The sequence below is a fragment of the Paenibacillus sp. JCM 9796 genome (assembly GCF_055379675.1).
In genome coordinates, this window is sequence record NZ_AP043723.1 from 1,022,075 (window position 1) to 1,042,996 (window position 20,922).

General features: G+C 47.3%; 20 protein-coding genes and 4 pseudogenes. 18 read left to right on the forward strand and 6 right to left on the reverse strand.

The features are described from left to right. The first annotated feature begins 147 nt into the window (after window positions 1-147). Complete coding sequence (locus ACZ439_RS04955; protein WP_054798602.1) at window positions 148-561, forward strand: YjdF family protein; 414 nt, start codon at window positions 148-150, stop codon at window positions 559-561. A gap of 213 nt (window positions 562-774) precedes the next feature. On the opposite strand, the gene argS is transcribed toward ACZ439_RS04955, so the two are convergent. After that, window positions 775-2,478, reverse strand: coding sequence for an arginine--tRNA ligase (gene argS / locus ACZ439_RS04960; protein ID WP_054800492.1), 1,704 nt, complete (start codon window positions 2,476-2,478; stop codon window positions 775-777). A gap of 211 nt (window positions 2,479-2,689) precedes the next feature. Then, a complete protein-coding gene (locus tag ACZ439_RS04965; protein WP_054798603.1) occupies window positions 2,690-3,175 on the reverse strand; it encodes a GNAT family N-acetyltransferase in 486 nt (161 codons plus the stop codon). Between the two features lie 332 nt (window positions 3,176-3,507). Between ACZ439_RS04965 and ACZ439_RS04970 the strand changes: the two genes are divergently transcribed. From ACZ439_RS04970 to ACZ439_RS05000, 7 genes and pseudogenes are all read left to right on the forward strand, one after another. Then, window positions 3,508-3,645, forward strand: coding sequence for a hypothetical protein (locus ACZ439_RS04970; protein WP_464620718.1), 138 nt, complete (start codon window positions 3,508-3,510; stop codon window positions 3,643-3,645). A 148-nt stretch (window positions 3,646-3,793) separates the two neighbouring features. Then, on the forward strand, window positions 3,794-4,165 hold the full coding sequence (locus ACZ439_RS04975) for an IS110 family transposase (RefSeq protein ID WP_054798604.1): 372 nt from the start codon (window positions 3,794-3,796) through the stop codon (window positions 4,163-4,165). A gap of 333 nt (window positions 4,166-4,498) precedes the next feature. Further along, on the forward strand, window positions 4,499-4,789 hold the full coding sequence (locus tag ACZ439_RS04980) for a transposase (RefSeq protein WP_464619971.1): 291 nt from the start codon (window positions 4,499-4,501) through the stop codon (window positions 4,787-4,789). Between the two features lie 23 nt (window positions 4,790-4,812). Beyond that, complete coding sequence (locus tag ACZ439_RS04985) at window positions 4,813-5,676, forward strand: IS3 family transposase (protein ID WP_464621111.1); 864 nt, start codon at window positions 4,813-4,815, stop codon at window positions 5,674-5,676. Window positions 5,677-5,783: 107 nt separating this feature from the next. Further along, window positions 5,784-6,188, forward strand: a pseudogene (locus ACZ439_RS04990) (IS110 family transposase); the annotation flags it as partial. A gap of 49 nt (window positions 6,189-6,237) precedes the next feature. Beyond that, window positions 6,238-6,564 carry a transposase gene (locus ACZ439_RS04995; RefSeq protein ID WP_141336823.1) on the forward strand — a complete coding sequence of 109 codons (327 nt, stop codon included), beginning with the start codon at window positions 6,238-6,240 and terminating at the stop codon, window positions 6,562-6,564. A 41-nt stretch (window positions 6,565-6,605) separates the two neighbouring features. After that, window positions 6,606-7,487: an IS3 family transposase gene (locus tag ACZ439_RS05000; RefSeq protein WP_174349642.1), complete on the forward strand. Its 882-nt coding sequence runs from the start codon at window positions 6,606-6,608 to the stop codon at window positions 7,485-7,487. Window positions 7,488-8,029: 542 nt separating this feature from the next. On the opposite strand, the gene sigZ is transcribed toward ACZ439_RS05000, so the two are convergent. Then, window positions 8,030-8,584 (reverse strand): RNA polymerase sigma factor SigZ, encoded by a 555-nt coding sequence (gene sigZ / locus ACZ439_RS05005; protein WP_464620719.1) that lies wholly within the window; start codon window positions 8,582-8,584, stop codon window positions 8,030-8,032. Between the two features lie 325 nt (window positions 8,585-8,909). Here sigZ and ACZ439_RS05010 point away from each other — a divergent pair, with 325 nt between their 5' ends. The 5 genes and pseudogenes from ACZ439_RS05010 to ACZ439_RS05030 all read left to right on the forward strand — a co-directional run bounded on the left by ACZ439_RS05010 (window position 8,910) and on the right by ACZ439_RS05030 (window position 13,629). Beyond that, the gene (locus ACZ439_RS05010; protein ID WP_464620720.1) at window positions 8,910-10,166 is read left to right on the forward strand and encodes an MFS transporter; all 1,257 of its coding nucleotides are present in this window, start codon (window positions 8,910-8,912) and stop codon (window positions 10,164-10,166) included. A gap of 70 nt (window positions 10,167-10,236) precedes the next feature. Next, a complete protein-coding gene (locus ACZ439_RS05015; RefSeq protein ID WP_464620721.1) occupies window positions 10,237-11,670 on the forward strand; it encodes an NAD(P)-binding domain-containing protein in 1,434 nt (477 codons plus the stop codon). A 187-nt stretch (window positions 11,671-11,857) separates the two neighbouring features. Continuing rightward, complete coding sequence (locus tag ACZ439_RS05020; RefSeq protein ID WP_141336823.1) at window positions 11,858-12,184, forward strand: transposase; 327 nt, start codon at window positions 11,858-11,860, stop codon at window positions 12,182-12,184. A gap of 41 nt (window positions 12,185-12,225) precedes the next feature. Next, the gene (locus ACZ439_RS05025) at window positions 12,226-13,107 is read left to right on the forward strand and encodes an IS3 family transposase (RefSeq protein ID WP_174349642.1); all 882 of its coding nucleotides are present in this window, start codon (window positions 12,226-12,228) and stop codon (window positions 13,105-13,107) included. 232 nt (window positions 13,108-13,339) lie between these two features. Then, window positions 13,340-13,629, forward strand: a pseudogene (locus tag ACZ439_RS05030) (carboxymuconolactone decarboxylase family protein). Window positions 13,630-13,764: 135 nt separating this feature from the next. Here the strand turns inward: ACZ439_RS05030 and ACZ439_RS05035 are convergent. Then, complete coding sequence (locus tag ACZ439_RS05035; RefSeq protein WP_464621112.1) at window positions 13,765-13,929, reverse strand: hypothetical protein; 165 nt, start codon at window positions 13,927-13,929, stop codon at window positions 13,765-13,767. A 348-nt stretch (window positions 13,930-14,277) separates the two neighbouring features. On the opposite strand from ACZ439_RS05035, the gene ACZ439_RS05040 reads away from it, so the two are divergent. The 5 genes and pseudogenes from ACZ439_RS05040 to ACZ439_RS05060 all read left to right on the forward strand — a co-directional run. Beyond that, the gene (locus ACZ439_RS05040; RefSeq protein WP_464620722.1) at window positions 14,278-14,814 is read left to right on the forward strand and encodes a hypothetical protein; all 537 of its coding nucleotides are present in this window, start codon (window positions 14,278-14,280) and stop codon (window positions 14,812-14,814) included. A gap of 9 nt (window positions 14,815-14,823) precedes the next feature. Continuing rightward, complete coding sequence (locus tag ACZ439_RS05045) at window positions 14,824-15,171, forward strand: YkgJ family cysteine cluster protein (RefSeq protein WP_464620723.1); 348 nt, start codon at window positions 14,824-14,826, stop codon at window positions 15,169-15,171. A 68-nt stretch (window positions 15,172-15,239) separates the two neighbouring features. Continuing rightward, entirely contained in the window at window positions 15,240-15,653 is a 414-nt protein-coding gene (locus ACZ439_RS05050; protein WP_464620724.1) for an alpha/beta fold hydrolase, read from the forward strand. 25 nt (window positions 15,654-15,678) lie between these two features. After that, window positions 15,679-16,929 (forward strand): annotated as a pseudogene (locus ACZ439_RS05055) (IS3 family transposase). A gap of 218 nt (window positions 16,930-17,147) precedes the next feature. Then, a pseudogene (locus ACZ439_RS05060) lies at window positions 17,148-17,975 on the forward strand (transposase); the annotation flags it as partial. Between the two features lie 370 nt (window positions 17,976-18,345). Here the strand turns inward: ACZ439_RS05060 and ACZ439_RS05065 are convergent. Then, a complete protein-coding gene (locus tag ACZ439_RS05065) occupies window positions 18,346-20,469 on the reverse strand; it encodes a heavy metal translocating P-type ATPase (protein ID WP_464620725.1) in 2,124 nt (707 codons plus the stop codon). Then, entirely contained in the window at window positions 20,459-20,830 is a 372-nt protein-coding gene (locus tag ACZ439_RS05070; RefSeq protein ID WP_127609592.1) for an ArsR/SmtB family transcription factor, read from the reverse strand. Before ACZ439_RS05070 ends, ACZ439_RS05065 begins: the two co-directional genes overlap by 11 nt. Between the last annotated feature and the right edge of the window lie 92 nt (window positions 20,831-20,922).

Here is a 20,922-nt window from a genome sequence, read left to right on the forward strand (position 1 = left end):
CGCCAGAAGCGTAAAAACACGGTCCGGTCGGTAGTCCGGATGCACGGAACCCCCGCCCGTCCCGGCCCCGGGAAGCGGCTGTTTCCGTGTCGTAGCCTTCCCCCTCGGGATGTCCCTCGCTCCTGTATTCCAAAGGAGGGGAACGTCATGCAGCTTACGGTTTATCGGGATGGCGAATTTTGGGTAGGTGTAGCGGAGGAAGAAGCGGACGGTCGATACAAAGCGTGCCGACACGTCTTCGGCGCGGAACCGCACGAAGCGGAGGTGCTTGAGTTTATTAACGCCACGCTGCCGCGGCTCTTCCGCAGAACCGCCTCCAGTGTGGAGGCGCCAATATTTACGGAGCGCGGACGCATCAATCCGAAACGGCTCGCGCGCGAGGCGGCGAAAGAGATGGAGCGTCAAGGCATTCGCGATTTGGCCAAAGCAGCGTTAATGGCTGAGCTGGAGCACCGCAAGAAGACACGCAAAGTCGCCTCCCGCGAGCAGAAGGAAGCCGACAAGGCACGCAAGCGCGAGATCGCCGTTCAGAAAGCCAAGGCGAAACACCGCGGCCGCTAAATCTTTGACGTCCTGCATGAAACGATGCATGCGGGCAAACACCCGTTCCCGTTCGCCGCACCTTATCGTGAAGGCACCCGGTGGACGGGTGTTTGCCGTTTCGTTGACACGGAAGCGCTCCAACAAAAAAAAGCGGAGCTGCGATGCGCCTCCACTCACGCGCACTAGCCCCGCTTTTCCACTCTCACGACGGTCTTTACATTTTCACAATCCTTACATTTTCTCCGGCGCGTCCAAGCCGATCAAAGCGAGCCCGTTCGTCAGAGCCACGGTCGTCGCTTTCGTCAGCGCCAGACGCGCCGCCTGCACGTCCGCGTTCACATCCGCTTTCAGAATCGGACACTCCTTATAGAAACGGTTGAAAACCTGCGCCAGATCGATTAAATACCGGCTGATGATCGAAGGCTCCAGCTTGTCCATCGCCTGAACGACCCGTTCCTTGAACAGGTGCAGCTCGCGAACGAGACCCTGCTCCGCCGGTTCCGTCAACAGCTCCAGCTTCGCCGACGCCGTATCGACCGCACCCGCTCTGCGCAGGATGCTGCAGGCACGGGCATGGGCGTACTGCACGTAGGGCCCGGTTTCGCCTTCAAAGTTAAGCGCCTCGTCCCACGAGAAGACGATGTCCTTGATCCGGTTGTTCGACAAATCGTTGAACACAACCGCGCCGACCCCGACTTGACGCGCAACTTCTTCCTTGTTCTCGAGCTCCGGATTTTTCTCTTCGATGATTTCGCGCGTTTTCTCGATCGCCTTGGTCAACAGCTCTTCCAGGTTGATGACATTGCCCTTGCGCGTCGACAGCTTCGCGCCTTCCAGGCTGACTTTGCCGAACGGCACGTGGACGAGCTGCTTCGCCCAGTCATAACCCATCAGCTCGATCACCTTGAACCATTGCTGGAAGTGCAGGCTTTGCCCGGCATCCGTCACGTATACGGCCTTCTCGAAATCGTACGTGTGCTTGCGATAAATCGCCGCCGTAACGTCGCGCGTATGGTACAGTGTTCCGCCGTCCTTCTTCACCATCAACGCCGGAGGCATATTGTAATCTTCCAGCTTCACGAGCAGCGCGCCATCGTCTTCCTCGAGCAGCTGTTTCGTCTTGAGCTCCTCGAGCACAGCCGCCATCTTGTCGTTATAGAAGCTCTCGCCCGCGTACGAATCGAACTTGACGCCGAGCAGATCGTACATCTTGTGGAATTCCTTCAAGCTGATTTCCACGAACCAGCGCCACAGCTTGTGCGCTTCTTCGTCGCCCTGCTCCAGCTTCACGAACCAGGCGCGCGCTTCGTCCTCCAGCTCCGGCTTCACGTCCGCTTCGTCGTGGAACTTGACGTAGAGGCGCTGCAGCTCGTCGATGCCGCCGGCTTCCACCGCTGCCTCGTCTCCCCACAGCTTGTAAGCCACGATCAGCTTGCCGAACTGCGTCCCCCAGTCGCCCAAGTGGTTGACGCCGACGCTGTTGTAGCCGAGAAATTTGAAAATATTGTACAACGCCCGCCCGATCACCGTCGAACGCAGGTGTCCGATATGAAACGACTTGGCGATATTCGGAGACGAGAAGTCGATGACGACGCTTCGCCCTTCCCCGATATTTTGCGAGCCAAAGCGTTCGCCCTGCGCCAACACCTCGCTCACCACATCCGCTGCGAACGACGCTTTATTCAAGAACACGTTCAAATAACCGGCAACGGCTTCCACCCGTTCTACTGCCGGATGCTCGCCCCAGCCTTGCTGCAGCTCCTCGGCGATCGCCTGCGGCGCTTTGCGCAGCTGCTTGCTCAGCTTGAAGCACGGCAGCGACAAATCCCCCATCTGCGGATTCGGCGGATATTCGATCCATTCCGCCAGCGCCTCCACGCTCACGCCTTCCAGCTTGGAAGCCGTCTGCTCGGCCAGCCATAGTTTGTAATTCATCCGTATAAGCCCCTTTCCCGATTGCGGCACGCTGCCGACAAACGCCCGCATACGACAAAGCACCCCGAGCGGGGTGCCTCCGTACGGGGCGCTGCTTTGTTGCTGTCGTCAAACTTCACATACTTTCCATTATATCGACCCGTGAAAATCGAGTCAAGCCGCTTTCACCGCTACTTTCCCAACCGTTCCAAGGCTCTGGCCGAACAAACATTCACAGCATCTTCTGCATCAGCACGACATTCAGCAGCCGTCCGAATTTCACACCGACCTCGCGCATCGTCCCCACCGTGTCGAAGCCGAACAACCGGTGGAGATGCAGGCTCGACGCGTTGCCTTCCTCGATGCGGGAGAGCACGGTATGCAGTCCCGCCTGCTTGCCTTGGGCGAGAACCGCTTCCAGCAGCGCTTTGCCGATCCCTTGCCCGCGGTACCCGTCCCGGATGTATAAAGACAGCTCGCTCGTTCGCGCATAAGCCAGCCGGTCCGAATACCGGTTCAGCGAGCTCCAGCCCGCCACGATACCGTCCAGCTCCGCCACCAGCACCGGGAATGCGTCCCCGTGCTGCTCGAACCATTGCTCCTGCTGCTCCAGCGTGCGCGGCACCGTATCGAACGTGGCCACGGTGTTCGCGATCGCTTCATTATAGATATCAAGGATTTGCGGTACATCCCTTAGATGGGCTTGCCGTATGCGCATGAATTTCCCAACCTCGCTCTGCCGTAGAATCTCTTCCTTCAACTTCTATCGTAACAAAAATAGCAGGCAAGCGCACACTGATGCAAGATTAGTATTGCTTTGATCAATTTAAGGATCTATATAAAGAACTACATGCGATCGCGTATGTGCTTTTTTATTGAACGAACGGGCAGAATTAGCTCAAAATAGAATGTGATATAATGTGTACCAGTTCGTGAAGGGAGATGATGATGTGAAGCAATCCATCCAAATCTGGCCCGGAACAAAAAAAGATGGTGATAACTCATTTGGTTGATCGCTTTCGAAAATGCTCCGATGAGAAGAATTATACATTGATTCGGTACGATATCATTGTAGGCTTAAAGAAAATGTACGACGAATTAAAAGATGAAGAAATTAAGCAAACAGCTTTGCAATGGATAGAATCTGAAGAAGATATCAAATATCGTAAGAAGTATGCTGCTATATGATCAAATAAATAAACACTAATCGCACGGAGGTTGCACTAAACATTCCTGTAAGGACTAAGAAATGACCTTTGTCAAAAAAGGAGCGCCTCGGTATGATGGGTTTGTCGACGGGTTCGAAACCCAACACCATCAAGGAGGCGCTCTTACTATGAAGTTTAAGCAATCAGACGGACAAAATCAACGAATTGAACGAATCACCACATCTCATCTTGTTGTCGGTATCGACATGGCAAAGGAGACGCATGTGGCACAAGCTACGAATTATCGAGGGATTGTGCTGGCAAGCCGTCATCTATCGTTTAGTAACACCATAGAAGGGTTTGAAAAGCTAGAGCGATGGATGAAGGGATTACAACAAAAGCACCGATTAAACAGCATGATCATAGGCATGGAGAACGATAGTTCAACGAGCAACATTTATTACTTTAGAGAAAGTGCGAATATATATTCGTATCAGTTAACCCCTGAGTCTAATGTGGATCATAAGATTGATGCTAGGATCATGGCCTATATGGGATAGCCCAAGCCTTATACTCATGCCTTAAAAACAATGAAGCGTACGATCCGTTTAAGCATGCGCAGCGGCGGACTAGGACGCGAAAACAAAGTCCCAGACTGCCGCTGTTTTTATTGCGCCATCGTGTCCCGTTAGAATTCCTGTGAAACGAAAAATTTGGACTTTGAATAAAAAAGAGTGCCTCTGTAAGATAGGATTGCGCACGGGGTCATTGCCCCAAAAACCTATCATCATGGAGGTCACTCTACAATGAAGTCTGGAGTGCTACTATAAAAATGCAGTCGAAAAACACCCTCGTATGAAATAAAATGAAAGCTGACGAGGGGACGAGATACAATGAATCGGTACGACAAAGCATTCAAAGAAGAAGCAGTACGATTGAGCGATGAGATTGGACCAAAGAAGGCTGCCGAGCAGTTAGGCGTATCCTACTATACCTTGCAGGAATGGAGAAAGCGAAGAACCCTGCACGGCGACGGAGCGCATATCGGGAGCGGACGCGCTTATGCATCTGCCGATAAGACTGCGCGTGAAATCGAATTAGAAAGAGAAATTGGCGAGTTGCGCCGCGCGAATGAAATTCTCAAGGACGCACTCGGTTTTTTCGCAAAAGACCGGAAGCGGTAAAGGCATGCCAGCTCTATGTTTACATCCGTAAACGACGGGATCGATGGACCGTCAAGGAGATGTGCGAAGTACTTGCTGTCAGCGAATCGGGCTATTACCGTAGCTTGAAGCCCACACCGAAACAGGAGCGGCAGCAACGCCTTCTGGTCAAAATCAAAGAAATCATCGGTGAACATGAAGACAATAGTAATTACGGTGTCCAGCGTATTCTACTGGCGCTGTCACAAATAGAGATCACGACCAGCTACAGCACCGTCTATCGAATTATGAAAAGGCACGGCCTGCTGAAGAAAGCCAAGCGTCATCCAAACGGCGTTACACGCGAGGATGCCGAAGCTCAAAAGAGCGAGAACCTGATCCAGAGAGACTTCAGATCCTCAGCACCCAACCAAAAGTGGCTATCGGATATCACCGAAGTTCCTTGTTCAGACGGCAAGCTATATCTGTCCGCTGTACTGGATTGTTACAACGGAGAGATCGTGGGCCTCGCCATGGACGACAACATGCGCAAGGAGCTTTGCATCCAAGCCTTTGAGAACGCCTGTAAAGCGAGAAACGCTCGCGGAATGATTTACCATAGCGATAGAGGCAGCCAGTTCACGAGCCATGCTTTCCGGGAGAGCCTGGCTAAACGTGACGCCATTCAAAGCATGAGTGGCACAGGGCGTTGCTATGATAACGCAAGGATGGAAAGCTTTTTTGCTACGCTTAAGAAAGAGAAGCTATACAAGATCAACACGGAGCGCTATCCGATGGCCTATATTAAATCGATCATCTTCAGATACATCATGGTCTACTACAACAGACGGCGGATCTACACCTCTAATCCAGGGGGCTGGCCGCCAGTTATTTATCGCGAAAGAATGCTGTCACAAGCAGCTGCGTAACTGGATTTCTACATGAGTGTGTTTTCAAACTGCACTTTTATTGACAACTCCAGTTTAAGGCACAAGATAAACAAAATCAACTCATTGAAAACATTACCGCTACCCATATGGTTGTGGGTGTGGATATTGCCCAAGAGACTCATGTTGCCCGAGCAGTCAGCTATCGCGGCATCGCATTGGGATCACCAATCGACTTTGGGAATCATCACGAAGGTTTCCGTCTATTCGGCCGCTGGATTCAAGACTTGCTCAAGTCATACAAGTTAGACAAAGTCATCGTTGGCATGGAGCCTACGGGTCATTACTGGCTGTGTCTAGCCCAGTGGCTTCAAGGACAAGGGATTGAAGCCGTACTCGTCAATCCCCACCTGGTCAAAAAGAACAAGGAAAACCGCGACAACACTCCATCTAAAAGCGACCGCAAGGATGCCCTTGTCATTGCAGACATGATTAAGAATGGGTATTATTCTCCTGTTCGTTTCTCTAAAGCCCCATATTTACCTTTGAGTCTTTTCTCCTTATCCACTACAATATGAATTAACAAAAGTGGAGGGATCAAAGATGCAGCGCAAGAGTTACAGCATTGAATTTAAACAACAGCTCATCCAAGAAGCCTTAGAAGCAGGCAATGCAAGTCAAGTTGCAAGACGACATGGAATAGACGGGAAAATGCTCGCTCGTTGGATTCGTCAATCGAAGCATGCAAACTGGAAAAACGCATCACCAGAATCCAAAAAAGTTGCAGCCTACACTCCATCATCCAAAGAGTTTCAAGCGTTAGAGCAGGAAAACGACAAATTGAAAAAGCTGTTGGGCGAGAAGGATTTGGAGATTGCGATTCTTCGTGATCTCGTAAAAAAGGTGAACCCCGCCTATCGGACAAAATAGAGATCGCCGACAAATGGATTGCGCGGGGGTATAAAGCTGCAGTGGTGCTGCGAATCGTCGGCGTCAGTGAAGCGACGTACTATTACCGGAAGAAACACTTCAAGCAAGAGCGAGTGTATAACGGCGGACGGCCGATTCCCGGCTTTTCCTTGGATCATAAGCGGCGTCCCGTCAGCGATGAGCAGATCAAGGAATGGCTGATGGAGCTTATTGCCGGGGAAGAAGCGACTTACGGTTACCGTAAATTAACCGTATGCCTGAAACGACAGTATGGGCTGATCATTAACAAGAAAAAAGTATACCGGCTGTGTCAGGAACTGGGCATCCTGCAGCCACAACGCCGGAAGCGAATCCAATATCCCCGAAAGCTGGCGAACAACCGTGAGATTTGCGCTTCGAATCAGCTTTGGGAGATGGACGTGAAATACGGCTATATTGCAGCAGAGCAGCGTTTCTTTTTCTTGCTCAGCCTGATTGACGTCTACGACCGATCGATTATCGACTACCACATGGGCCTCTCTTGTGAAGGGAAGCATGCTGCGCAAATCCTGCAGAGAGCGTTATGGAAACGGCGGCTCTTTGAGAAAGATCAGTTGCCCGTGGTTCGTACCGATAACGGCCCGCAATTTATCAGCCATGCTTTTGAAGAAGCATGCCTGGAGTATTGTGTAGAACATGAACGTATTCCTCCGAAAACGCCGAATAAAAATGCGCATATCGAAGCATTTCATGCCATTTTAGAACAAGAGTGTCTCTCCAGGCATGAATTTGAGAGTTATCAGGATGCATACCGTATCGTATCTGACTATCTCTTGTTTTATAATCAGCGGCGGATCCATGGAAGTTTGTATGATCTATCCCCGCAGGAATTTCATCAAGCTATGCATCAGCAAGCCGTAAAACCGCTTGTGATTAAGGTATGATGGATAAAGCCCTTTACATGGAGGGGCGGGCATGATAGGCTTGTTAGCCTCGCGATGCATGTGTTATCCGCATCGCCCTATCGCGAAAAATCATGCCCGCTGGAGGCTCCATGTCAAGGGCGACAACGAGCGACAACGACGTAAATCAATGAGAAATTACGCAATCGTGTGAATAAGGGTGTAAGACTCTAAAGTTACGGGTTTAAACCGGTTTTCAAAAAAAAACAAATAAAAATTGGAACGAGGGCACAATAAAGATGTGCCCGTCGAGTTCCGCTGTCCATACTTACATCAATTAAACCACAGTAGTCCTAAGTTTGACAAATCTCATCATGGAGATTTTCTATGAAGGAGTAGTAATTCTTATATGTACCTCCAACCTTCGAATTGTGCAATAAAACCTTGGACGTTCATAATAAACTCCATTTTAATTGTGCCCAGGGGAAAAGACCTTTATTGCCGTTAGATACGATGCAGGTAACAAGTTTGACGATCATTAATTTCAGACCTACTTTCAATGTGGAGATTAAGCAAGAATATCTTCAAGTGCAAGGGTCGGAACAAGAACTGTTCTTCTGTAGAGAGTAGTCTATAATTTGTCCACTATGATCGAATTTAAAGTCGCAACAAGCAAGCATAAGTTGCCTTAATTTTTCTCTACCACGTTGGACTCTTGATTTAGCGCCGGAGAGCGAAATGCCTAATCGATCGCTAAGTTCTTTTTGCGTAAAACCCTCGAGATCTGAAAACTCAATCGCTTCCCTGTATTTATGTGGCAAACGTTGAACCATGGGTCTCATGCATTGGGACAATTCCTCCACTACACGGTCTTCTTCTTCTCTTAACTCTTCCCGCAATTGATCCGACAGTTCGTCCTGTGGTCTGCGAGCACGGTAATAATCAATGATCTCATTACGCGAAATTTGGTAGATCCAGGAATTAATTTTTTGCCCGTCCATAAGGGTATCCAAACGTGTGTATATTTTAAGAAAAACATTCTGTAAAATATCCTCCGCAGCGGCATGGTCTGTTACTTTCATTGAAATGAATCTTTTTAATGGTTTATGGAATTCCTTCCAAAGTTCTTCAGTTGTCAAAGATTACTCCTCCTTTCGTCCTTTTCGATTCGTTGTCGGTTATATTAAGAGCTTAGCAAATATATATGCAATTTAACAGTAGAAAGGGCGAGAGGAAGATGAGTTATGACAATGAGCTGACCAAGGATCACGTGGGGTTCCTTACCGGGGGCGGCAGGAAAAAAGGAAATACCTGAACCAACTAGCTGACGCAAAATATAATCTAAGGGACCCATTCCTCAAAAAAAAACTTTTGAAAATTTTCAATAAAAAATGCGTCCTTTTGCGAGATCCTCCGTCTACCGTGTTGAAAGGACAATAACAAAGGAAGGGTGACCTAATATGCATGAGCCATTTCTTTAACGTGAAAACATTGGAATCTGATATCCAGGTAGTGGTCGTAGCAGCCGTAACCGCTGTCTGTTTATTGGGGGACTCATTGCTCTACGTTGTTTTACCGTTAAGTATGAATGAGTTCGGGTTGGACAATTGGTGGGAGGTTGGAGTGCTCCTTTCAATTAATCGACTTATCAGAATTCCTTTACACCCGGTAATTGGTTGGTTTTACAAGACGAATTCGATCTTCACCGGTCTCCTAATAGCGCTTGTTTTAACTGGATTTTCAACTTTTTCTTATGGAGCATTTGAGGGCTTCTGGGTATTAGCCCTAATGAGATCAATGTGGGGGGCTGCATTCGCATTATTAAAACAAGGCGGACAACTTATCGTCATTAAGAGCTTAGACCATAATGGTTTTCAGGCGGGGAAGATGGCTGGCTTATATAATGGAATATCTAGGATCGGGAGTTTAGCCGGCATTGTCGCCGGTGTCATACTTACTCCGTTAATCGGTTTGATAACTGTGTTTTACGTTTTTTCTTTATGCATCCTCGTAGCTGTGCCGTTATTGGTAATCCTTTTTGAACGACCAGTTGAATCGAAAGCAGAGTTTAGTGTATTCGGAGATAATCGCCTGTTCAATTCGATGCCGGTGATAGTAAAAAGAGCTCTTTTCACTGGGGGCCTTTCAGCCCTGTCTTATCAAGGAATCATGAATTCCTCACTGAGCCTGTGGCTTAAAAATCAAGACTTTGAACCCAATATGGTGTTTCATGGTATGGGGGCAATTACAGGAGCAGTTTTATTACAGGCAGCTAGATGGTCATGGGAACCATTCGTGGCTCCGTGGTTAGGGGTCTGGACAGATCGCAACCAACATCGGGTTCCTACGTTAAAGTATACCTTGTTATTGGCTATGATTCTTTTTATCCTTATTCCGTTGCCGATACCCACCCCATTCTGGTTCTTGATTGCGGTCGGGTTGTTACTAAGTGCGACGGTGGTCACCACTTTACTAGATGCTGAAATATCGGCTGTCGCTTCCATGATCAACCAGAGACAGGCTATAGTTGCAGCATATACAACAACAGTAGACATAGGTGCAGGTTTTGGTCCGTTAATTGGTTACTTTACTTTGCAATGGTTCGATAGTTCGATAGTTTGCTGGATAGCAGCTCTTTTCTTGGCTATATCTGTCGTTGTTTGGTCGCAGAAGAATCAATTTCATGACAATAACCTTAGGGAAAAGGGTATCTCGCTATGAGGCGTTAAGTCAGAAGTAGGTAATTTATTCATAAGCGTGGCAATGAATTTATCAATCGGAGGTATGTACTATGAACTCGTGTTGCACGTCAAAAAAACAACCATCTTCGTGTGGGTGCAGTCCTAGTATTTCAGGAAAAAAAGAAAATCAACAACTGCCTGTGGCGATCATAGGCGGCGGACCAGTAGGTCTTGCTGCAGCGGCCCACTTAATGAAGAAAGGCGAACGTTTCGTCTTGTTCGAGTCGGGCCAACAGGTCGGAGCGAACATCAAGAAGTGGGGACATGTCAGACTGTTTTCCCCTTGGCGCTACAATATTGATAAGGTGGCAAAGGAGTTACTGACCTCTCAAGGATGGGAAGTGCCGGATGAAGAAGGCTTGCCGACGGGAAACGAGTTGGTCGAAAAATACCTTTATCCACTGTCCAAACTTCCGGCAATTCGGGATCACATACATGTTGGGGCGAAAGTGGTCTCCGTCACTCGTAAAGGATTGAGTAAAATAAAAACGAAAGGCCGTGAATCGCTCCCTTTTGTCCTTCAAGTGGAAATCGGGGGGGAAACCAATCGGTTTGAGGCCAAAGCTGTCATCGATGCTTCTGGGACGTGGTCCAACCCGAATCCTTCTGTCTCGGATGGAGTCTGGGGTAAAGGGGAGTTGGATGCAAAGAGTCGTATTTTCTACGGCATTCCCAATATTCTAGGTGCCGAGAAAAATCGCTATATTGGAAAAAATGTAGTTGTCGTCGGCGGAGGACATTCCGCAATAAATGTGCTTCTTGAGTTACGGTCCTTAAAACAAGAGAATCCGGAAACGAACATCTTTTGGGTGTTGCGGAAAAACCATGTGAGGGAGGTGTACGGTGGGCAGGAAAACGATAATCTTCCTGCTCGCGGTGAATTGGGGATACAAATTCAAGGCATGGTGGATGCCCAGGAGGTCAGTGTGTTGACCCCGTTTTTCATAGAGGATTTTAGGATGGAAAACGGTAGACTTACCGTAACTGGGGAACTTAACGGAGAATCTATGGAAATAAGTAATATCGATCAGGTCATCAGTAATACAGGGACACGCCCTGAGCTTTCCTTCCTGCACGAGGTACGGATAAATATGGATTCAGTGATCGAAAGCGTCGCTGAGATTGCACCGCTGATCGATCCGAACATTCACAGTTGCGGAACCGTTCGACCGCATGGGGAGAAGGAGTTAAGGCAACCCGAAAAAAACTTCTATATTGTTGGAATGAAGAGTTATGGCCGTGCCCCTACATTCCTTTTAGCAACTGGTTATGAACAAGTTCGTTCAATAGTTGCCGGTCTAACAGGGGACTGGGATGCGGCTGCTAAGGTCGAACTGGAGTTGCCAGAGACAGGGGTTTGCAGTATTGGACTAACGAACTGTTGTGAAGGCGACGATCAAACAAGCCAGGAGAAGAGTTCATGCTCCACAGGAAGTTGCAGTACTTCAGACTCTACAGAGGAAGTCATTGCGTGTTGCGGGTAAAGGTAGAAAAGCTACGCTGCCCCACACAATGCGTTCTAATGTGTAAGATGGAAAGACGTAACACACGACAAGAGGAGGAATCATAATTGCACGAATAGGGGTATGAACTCTAAAGCCCCATATTTACCTTTGAGTCTTTTCTCCTTATCCACTACAATATGAATTAACAAAAGTGGAGGGATCAAAGATGCAGCGCAAGAGTTACAGCATTGAATTTAAACAACAGCTCATCCAAGAAGCCTTAGAAGCAGGCAATGCAAGTCAAGTTGCAAGACGACATGGAATAGACGGGAAAATGCTCGCTCGTTGGATTCGTCAATCGAAGCATGCAAACTGGAAAAACGCATCACCAGAATCCAAAAAAGTTGCAGCCTACACTCCATCATCCAAAGAGTTTCAAGCGTTAGAGCAGGAAAACGACAAATTGAAAAAGCTGTTGGGCGAGAAGGATTTGGAGATTGCGATTCTTCGTGATCTCGTAAAAAAGGTGAACCCCGCCTATCGGACAAAATAGAGATCGCCGACAAATGGATTGCGCGGGGGTATAAAGCTGCAGTGGTGCTGCGAATCGTCGGCGTCAGTGAAGCGACGTACTATTACCGGAAGAAACACTTCAAGCAAGAGCGAGTGTATAACGGCGGACGGCCGATTCCCGGCTTTTCCTTGGATCATAAGCGGCGTCCCGTCAGCGATGAGCAGATCAAGGAATGGCTGATGGAGCTTATTGCCGGGGAAGAGGCGACTTACGGTTACCGTAAATTAACCGTATGCCTGAAACGACAGTATGGGCTGATCATTAACAAGAAAAAAGTATACCGGCTGTGTCAGGAACTGGGCATCCTGCAGCCACAACGCCGGAAGCGAATCCAATATCCCCGAAAGCTGGCGAACAACCGTGAGATTTGCGCTTCGAATCAGCTTTGGGAGATGGACGTGAAATACGGCTATATTGCAGCAGAGCAGCGTTTCTTTTTCTTGCTCAGCCTGATTGACGTCTACGACCGATCGATTATCGACTACCACATGGGCCTCTCTTGTGAAGGGAAGCATGCTGCGCAAATCCTGCAGAGAGCGTTATGGAAACGGCGGCTCTTTGAGAAAGATCAGCTGCCCGTGGTTCGTACCGATAACGGCCCGCAATTTATCAGCCATGCTTTTGAAGAAGCATGCCTGGAGTATTGTGTAGAACATGAACGTATTCCTCCGAAAACGCCGAATAAAAATGCGCATATCGAAGCATTTCATGCCATTTTAGAACAAGAGTGTCTCTCCAGGCATGAATTTGAGAGTTATCAGGATGCATACCGTATCGTATCTGACTATCTCTTGTTTTATAATCAGCGGCGGATCCATGGAAGTTTGTATGATCTATCCCCGCAGGAATTTCATCAAGCTATGCATCAGCAAGCCGTAAAACCGCTTGTGATTAAGGTATGATGGATAAAGCCCTTTACATGGAGGGGCGGGCATGATAGGCTTGTTAGCCTCGCGATGCATGTGTTATCCGCATCGCCCTATCGCGAAAAATCATGCCCGCTGGAGGCTCCATGTCAAGGGCGACAACGAGCGACAACGACGTAAATCAATGAGAAATTACGCAATCGTGTGAATAAGGGTGTAAGACTCTAAAGTTACGGGTTTAAACCGTGAACGTGGATGGACAAAGTTAATGGAAGTAGATGGGGAGGGCGGCCAAAGGGTAATAAATTCATTGAAAGATATCGCCCCGGACTGGATATGAAGCAACGTCAGTTGGTGACAATTGCTTCGCTAACCACTAAAGGTGGCTGTGAGCCACAACTGAATGTGCATATCAATGCAGCTCCGAATGTCGGGTTAGAACTGCATTAGATCATCGAAGCAATTATGCATTGCGTGCCGTATACCGGGTTTCACGTGTAATAAATTTCAATATTTGTAGCCAATGTTTTCGATGAGCGAAATATTCTGTTGAAATAAAGAGTATATACCTCAAATGTACTAAATGGAGCTTACGCCTAAGATCTAATAGGATTTATTACAAGTGCCAACATTGATCGCATGGTTTTTAATTGAGCCTCCATACCCATACGATTAGCTCCATTTATCAAGCTTTCAAAAAATACTATCCAGGAAAGACATAATGGTAAGTGTCGCGGATTCAAGCGGTTCGGTCGGTTGAAACTCATCGCTTTCAATGCCTTTCATTAGAAATGAGAAAATGCTGTCCGACACCGCTTGATGCCTTTGTTTTATGAAAATTTTTACGTTTGGGGTCATGGCGTCCAATAACAAAAACACTCAAACATAAAGGCACTTTTCTGCGTTGTATGCCAATTGCAACTGGTTATCTAAAAAATTTCTCTAACGCCATCCACGCTGTTTTGGTTTCGTTTGCATAATAGTGTGCGCCCCAGTGCCGAGTGTCGCCTCATACCCTTTCTGTTTGAAAACCTGCACCGCGGCAAGCAAAATCTCATTTCGTCTCTCCTATCTTTATGCTTTAATGACACTTTTGGCATCTTCTCACTCCTGTTGTGCATTTTGAAACCGATATTGTAATTGTTATTTTTTCATTTTACTCATTATCGTCTTGTTATATTAATTCTAATGAAAGGAGAATTTGCTATGCTAGTAATCATGTCGGAAGCAACCTACTCGAGCTTGAATGATGACGTAGTTCTAACACAAGCCTGCGTTCTTCCCCTAATCAATATGTACAAGGAGGTAAACAGCAAAGATGGCGATTTGCGACTTTTTTATAGGCAATTGACAGCCAGACAGCAGATACTGTTCATGTTCCATACTTATTATTCACACGTGCATAAATCCGTTGAAGAACTTTATTGGTGGAGCGCATTTTGTATGGCTCAGGAAACAAGGTGGCGGGCATTGAAGGAAAAGATCAATGAGCTAGAGGATAGGCAATTTACGGAACTTTTAAAGGACATAGAGCAAATTTTGCATGCCCATAATCATCCAGTACATATAGAGGATTTATTGAAGATATCGCGTGAGGACCTAGAAAAAGATACGAATCTGGGCAGCGAGTTTAAATTTGCATATGAGCGGTTTCTAACCATATCACAACAAACCATCGCCAATATAGCTGCATTGATTCGAAATTCACCGGATCAATTTATTCAATTTAGCACTAGCCATTAGGGAGGGTGTATGGATCAATTACCTTGTCAAGGATGCAAAGGTTTATGCTGCGGGCCAGTACCCGTAACAGATGAAGAATTAAAACGGCTTAAGAAGAGGATCCGCTTGATGTCACCGACCAGTCGATCTAAATTGCAGAATCAAAAAAGGCATTGGGGCACCTGTATATTTTATGATCTTGATCGAGATTCCTGTGGGGTCCATTCGATACGCCCATCTACATGTAAAGCCTTCGGATACCACTCCAATTTGGTATGTTTTCGAAAACCCAAGGCAGCTACAAAATCTGAATGGACAGTAAAGGAAAATGTCGTAGGATTATTGAGTGCCGACATCACATGGAAAGATTTTGATTAGCACCAATGCTTCAAGATAGTACCCGCTATAACAAGTGTGTAATTCAATCAGGATTAGGAGGAATTTGCTTGAGTACAAGCGCTGTACTATCAATCTTCAAAACCGAGATGGGGAAGAGGGAATTCCAGGCGGCATATGCGGATTGCCTTGATCTCTGGGATATTCCCTATGAAATTAAGGTAATCAATACATCGTTTGGCGATACCCATATTATCGTTTCAGGAGGAGAGGATGCACTGCCACTTGTGATGCTGCATGGCATGACCTTCAATTCTACGATGTGGTATAAGAATGTTCCTTCATTTATCGGAACGCATCGGGTCTTTTGTGTGGATTCAATTGGAGACTACGGTAAAAGCGTAGTCTCCCGGCCCTTAAAATCCAGACAGGATTGTGCGCAGTGGCTAGAAGAGGTGTTAAATGCTCTCTCTAAAGCCCCATATTTACCTTTGAGTCTTTTCTCCTTATCCACTACAATATGAATTAACAAAAGTGGAGGGATCAAAGATGCAGCGCAAGAGTTACAGCATTGAATTTAAACAACAGCTCATCCAAGAAGCCTTAGAAGCAGGCAATGCAAGTCAAGTTGCAAGACGACATGGAATAGACGGGAAAATGCTCGCTCGTTGGATTCGTCAATCGAAGCATGCAAACTGGAAAAACGCATCACCAGAATCCAAAAAAAGTTGCAGCCTACACTCCATCATCCAAAGAGTTTCAAGCGTTAGAGCAGGAAAACGACAAATTGAAAAAGCTGTTGGGCGAGAAGGATTTGGAGATTGCGATTCTTCGTGATCTCGTAAAAAAGGTGAACCCCGCCTATCGGACAAAATAGAGATCGCCGACAAATGGATTGCGCGGGGGTATAAAGCTGCAGTGGTGCTGCGAATCGTCGGCGTCAGTGAAGCGACGTACTATTACCGGAAGAAACACTTCAAGCAAGAGCGAGTGTATAACGGCGGACGGCCGATTCCCGGCTTTTCCTTGGATCATAAGCGGCGTCCCGTCAGCGATGAGCAGATCAAGGAATGGCTGATGGAGCTTATTGCCGGGGAAGAAGCGACTTACGGTTACCGTAAATTAACCGTATGCCTGAAACGACAGTATGGGCTGATCATTAACAAGAAAAAAGTATACCGGCTGTGTCAGGAACTGGGCATCCTGCAGCCACAACGCCGGAAGCGAATCCAATATCCCCGAAAGCTGGCGAACAACCGTGAGATTTGCGCTTCGAATCAGCTTTGGGAGATGGACGTGAAATACGGCTATATTGCAGCAGAGCAGCGTTTCTTTTTCTTGCTCAGCCTGATTGACGTCTACGACCGATCGATTATCGACTACCACATGGGCCTCTCTTGTGAAGGGAAGCATGCTGCGCAAATCCTGCAGAGAGCGTTATGGAAACGGCGGCTCTTTGAGAAAGATCAGCTGCCCGTGGTTCGTACCGATAACGGCCCGCAATTTATCAGCCATGCTTTTGAAGAAGCATGCCTGGAGTATTGTGTAGAACATGAACGTATTCCTCCGAAAACGCCGAATAAAAATGCGCATATCGAAGCATTTCATGCCATTTTAGAACAAGAGTGTCTCTCCAGGCATGAATTTGAGAGTTATCAGGATGCATACCGTATCGTATCTGACTATCTCTTGTTTTATAATCAGCGGCGGATCCATGGAAGTTTGTATGATCTATCCCCGCAGGAATTTCATCAAGCTATGCATCAGCAAGCCGTAAAACCGCTTGTGATTAAGGTATGATGGATAAAGCCCTTTACATGGAGGGACGGGCATGATAGGCTTGTTAGCCTCGCGATGCATGTGTTATCCGCATCGCCCTATCGCGAAAAATCATGCCCGCTGGAGGCTCCATGTCAAGGGCGACAACGAGCGACAACGACGTAAATCAATGAGAAATTACGCAATCGTGTGAATAAGGGTGTAAGACTCTAAAGTTACGGGTTTAAACCGGTTTTCATTCGGAAGCCTACGAGGAACTGCGAATTCTCATGGCTAATCGGGACACCGTTACCAAACGGCTCAACAGCGCTGTTAACCAGATTCATCGCTGGGTAGATATCGTGTTTCCGGAGCTGCGACAGGTCTTTAAGATCCTTACTTGTACCAGTGCCATTGCTACGCTCAGGCTCTTCCCGTTGCCTAAGGAAATAAGTCAGTTAACAACTGAACAGGTCCTTGCCGGTTGGAAGCAGTATGTGAAGCGTCATTCCGGAGTGAAGCGGGCAGAGCAGCTCATTGCACTAGCAAAGTGCAGTGTTGGCGCCACACAGGCACTACACGCATACAAACTTCATTTAGGTCATCTGCTTGAGGAATATGACTTGGCGCAGCGCCAGCTTGAACAGATCGAGCATGAACTCAATCTCATCCTAAAGCGTATTCCCTATGCCCAGAAGCTACTTGAAATTCAGGGGCTGAATGCAACCAGCTTGGCTGGTGTACTTGGAGAAACCGGTGACCTATGTGGGTATGTACATGGAAATGCCTTGTTACGACATGCCGGGCTTAATTTGACTGAGGCGAGTTCCGGTAAGTGGCGTGGTAAAATGGCGCTTAGTAAGCGAGGCCGCCCACGTCTCCGGCGGTTTCTCTATCTAATGACGATGTGTATGGTCATGACCAATCCAGATGTTCGTGCCCTACACCATTTTAATGTTGAAGTAAAGAAGCTAAAAAAGATGAAATCGATCATGAAATTGTGTGGTAAAGTAGCCCGCATGCTTGTTGGGCTAGCTAAGAGCAGTGAATCTTACGACTCGACCAAAGTATTCCCGCAAGCAGCCTAAGTTTAATCCACCTCACCGACTCATGCATTCGCAGGATATCAAGAAGCACGGAGTATCGGAAGACATTAAGCAAAAGGGCTCTGACCCGTTCCGTTAGAAAGACCGACCTCCACCCCTTAGTAAGATGTGACGAAGGAATGAAAGGGCTTAGACCCGTTGAGACATGGGAGTGAAAATCGCTAGGGATACGTGGAGACGTGCACATATTGGAACGATATGGTGTTGGTTCCGACACCTTTGTTCCCGCATGTCTTTCTACTGTCCCCGGCTACCGGCTCCTCTGTATATTCTTTGACCTCACACTTAATACAGGGTGAAATCCTGCGAATTCATGAGTCTGAGTGAGGAAACTGAATCATTTCGAGGGAGCTTAGCTTTGTTCACCATCTTTGACTTGTAACAATCGTAAACTATTGAGTGTAACAATTAAGGTTGCCCCCATATCGGCGAAAATCGCCATCCATAGCGTAAGCCATCCCGGAACGATTAATAGCAGTGCCACCACTTTAATTAACAGTGAGAACGCTATGTTCTGCTTGATGATCGCGAGCGTTTTTCTGCTTAGACTCATGGTGTACGGCAGCTTGCTTAAATCATCGCCCATTAAGGCAATATCCGCTGTTTCAAGGGCTGTATCGGTTCCGGCTCCACCCATCGCAATACCGACAGTAGACGCAGCAAGAGCAGGAGCATCGTTTACCCCATCGCCAACCATAGCGACATTAACGTACTGCGAACGAAGCGTTTTAATATACTCTAATTTATCTTGCGGCAAGAGTTCCGCTTTGACTTCGGCAATGCCCAAACGCTTGCCGACAGCATCAGCGGTTGCTTTGTTATCGCCGGTGAGCATGATGGTTTTCTTGATGCCAAGCTCATGCAGCTTTTGAATGACGTTTTTGCTTGATTCCCGTACTTCATCGGCAACCGCGATAAGTGCCAGGATTTTTGCTTCTGTTCCAAGGACCATGACCGTTTTCCCTTGGTTTTGCAGCTCTTCGATTTGGCGTTTTGCTTCTGTTTCCATTGATGTGTGCAGTTCAGCGAAAAGCTTTGGACTGCCCATGTAATAACGCTGTCCATTGATCCTTCCTTTTACCCCTTTACCGGTAATGGAGCTGAATTCTTCCGCATCGGCTTTAAAGTCAACTTGTGCCGCTTCTGCTTTTCTTAAAATCGCGGAAGCTAGAGGATGCTGCGAGCCTTTTTCAAGGATGGCTGAAATTTTTAACATTTCATGTTCATGTTCGCCAAAGGTGATAAATTCCGTTACTTGCGGCACGCCTATTGTCAGCGTTCCTGTTTTATCAAAGGCAACAGCGGAGATCCGTCCTGCTTCCTCCAGGTGAATACCACCTTTGATAAGCACGCCGCGTTTTGCCGCATTACCGATTGCCGTTACAATCGATACTGGAGTGGAGATAACAAGAGCACACGGGCAGCCAACAACAAGAAGTGCTAACGCTCTATAAATCCATTCGCCCCAGCTGCCGCCAAGCAGCGGCGGAACAACTGCGATCACAAGCGCCACCATCATTATTGCTGGCGTGTAGTATTTCGCGAACCGGTCCACGAACGCTTGTGAAGGAGCTCGCTCGGCTTGTGCCTCTTCCACCAGGTGAATGATTTTCGAAATCGTAGTATCTTCAACGGTTTTGGTTACTTTTACTTCCAGTAATCCTTCTTCATTAAGCGTCCCTGCAAACACTTCATCATCGATGGTCTTGGTAACCGGAATCGATTCGCCGGTGATGGCTGCTTGATTGACGCTAGACGAGCCCTTAATGACAATCCCGTCCATGGCAAGCTTTTGCCCAGGTTTTACAATCAGGATATCTCCAACCTGGATATCATCCACGTTTACCATCAGCTCGGTGCCGCCGCGACGAATGAATGCTTCCTTTGGTGCAATGTCCATCAAAGAGCGAATCGATTGACGAGCTTTCTCCATCGAATACCGCTCTAATACTTCGCTGATGGCGAAAAGAATGACTACAGTCGCCCCTTCGCTCCACTGTCCAATGGCTGCAGCACCTAAAATCGCAATGGTCATTAACACGTTCATATCAAACTGAAACCGGAAGAGATTTTGGACACCCTTAATAAATAATTCATAGCCACCAATGACAATCGACGTCGTATAGAAAATAAACGAAAGCGAATGATCTTCTCCCAGAATGTAACCGGCAGCAAGCAGCAGAGCAGAGACAATCACGTTCCAGTTTTCTTTCCAAAACGGCCCTTTCTTTTCGACGACATGCTCTTTTTCAGGTGTCACTTTCAGGCTTTCAAATGCCCCTGCCTTCTCTAATTCCGCTACTGTCGTGTTACCAACAACGGTTATTTTGGATGCTCCGAAATTGACTTGTGCATCCTGAACTCCAGGGAGATTTTTTACGTTCTTTTCAAAAATACCGGCACAGTTTGTGCATGTAAACCCTTGAACGCGATACACGTTTTTAGCTTCTGCATGATTTTGCGTATTATTGTCCAACTGGCATCAACTCCTGATTATGCGTCGAGGCAAGCTTGATGAGCTGCCGCACATGTTCATCTTCCAGAGAGTAAAACGCGAGCTTTCCTTCTTTCCGGTATTTGACCAGGTTCAATTTTTTTAACGTTCGCAGATGATGCGATGCCGTTGCAAGCGAGGATCCGATGATATTTGCAACATCACAAACGCACAGCTCATCTTCCTGGCACAGAGCAAATGCTACTTTCATTCTCGTTTCATCGGCGAGCACCTTAAACATGTTCGCCATGCCCGAAATATCTTGCTTCTGCAGTGAGTTTTGTACCCTTTGCACCGTTGCTTCATCAAAACAATACCGTTCACATGTATCATTTTCAGTCATGTAAGCACCTCCATCAATCAAACAATAGTTTGAGTATAGTGTTATGATAATCCCGATTTTATATTCCGTCAAACGTTGATTTGAATGAAATT

What these genes read in the sequence shown, in the direction of transcription:
- ACZ439_RS05035 (WP_464621112.1), bottom strand. Translation starts at nt 13,929, where the DNA reads ATGACCCCAAACGTAAAAATTTTCATAAAACAAAGGCATCAAGCGGTG.
- ACZ439_RS05010 (WP_464620720.1), top strand. Translation starts at nt 8,910, where the DNA reads ATGAGCCATTTCTTTAACGTGAAAACATTGGAATCTGATATCCAGGTA.
- ACZ439_RS04980 (WP_464619971.1), top strand. Translation starts at nt 4,499, where the DNA reads ATGAATCGGTACGACAAAGCATTCAAAGAAGAAGCAGTACGATTGAGC.
- ACZ439_RS04965 (WP_054798603.1), bottom strand. Translation starts at nt 3,175, where the DNA reads ATGCGCATACGGCAAGCCCATCTAAGGGATGTACCGCAAATCCTTGAT.
- ACZ439_RS05020 (WP_141336823.1), top strand. Translation starts at nt 11,858, where the DNA reads ATGCAGCGCAAGAGTTACAGCATTGAATTTAAACAACAGCTCATCCAA.
- ACZ439_RS05070 (WP_127609592.1), bottom strand. Translation starts at nt 20,830, where the DNA reads ATGACTGAAAATGATACATGTGAACGGTATTGTTTTGATGAAGCAACG.
- ACZ439_RS04975 (WP_054798604.1), top strand. Translation starts at nt 3,794, where the DNA reads ATGAAGTTTAAGCAATCAGACGGACAAAATCAACGAATTGAACGAATC.
- ACZ439_RS05045 (WP_464620723.1), top strand. Translation starts at nt 14,824, where the DNA reads ATGGATCAATTACCTTGTCAAGGATGCAAAGGTTTATGCTGCGGGCCA.
- ACZ439_RS04995 (WP_141336823.1), top strand. Translation starts at nt 6,238, where the DNA reads ATGCAGCGCAAGAGTTACAGCATTGAATTTAAACAACAGCTCATCCAA.
- ACZ439_RS05040 (WP_464620722.1), top strand. Translation starts at nt 14,278, where the DNA reads ATGCTAGTAATCATGTCGGAAGCAACCTACTCGAGCTTGAATGATGAC.
- argS (WP_054800492.1), bottom strand. Translation starts at nt 2,478, where the DNA reads ATGAATTACAAACTATGGCTGGCCGAGCAGACGGCTTCCAAGCTGGAA.
- ACZ439_RS04955 (WP_054798602.1), top strand. Translation starts at nt 148, where the DNA reads ATGCAGCTTACGGTTTATCGGGATGGCGAATTTTGGGTAGGTGTAGCG.
- ACZ439_RS05015 (WP_464620721.1), top strand. Translation starts at nt 10,237, where the DNA reads ATGAACTCGTGTTGCACGTCAAAAAAACAACCATCTTCGTGTGGGTGC.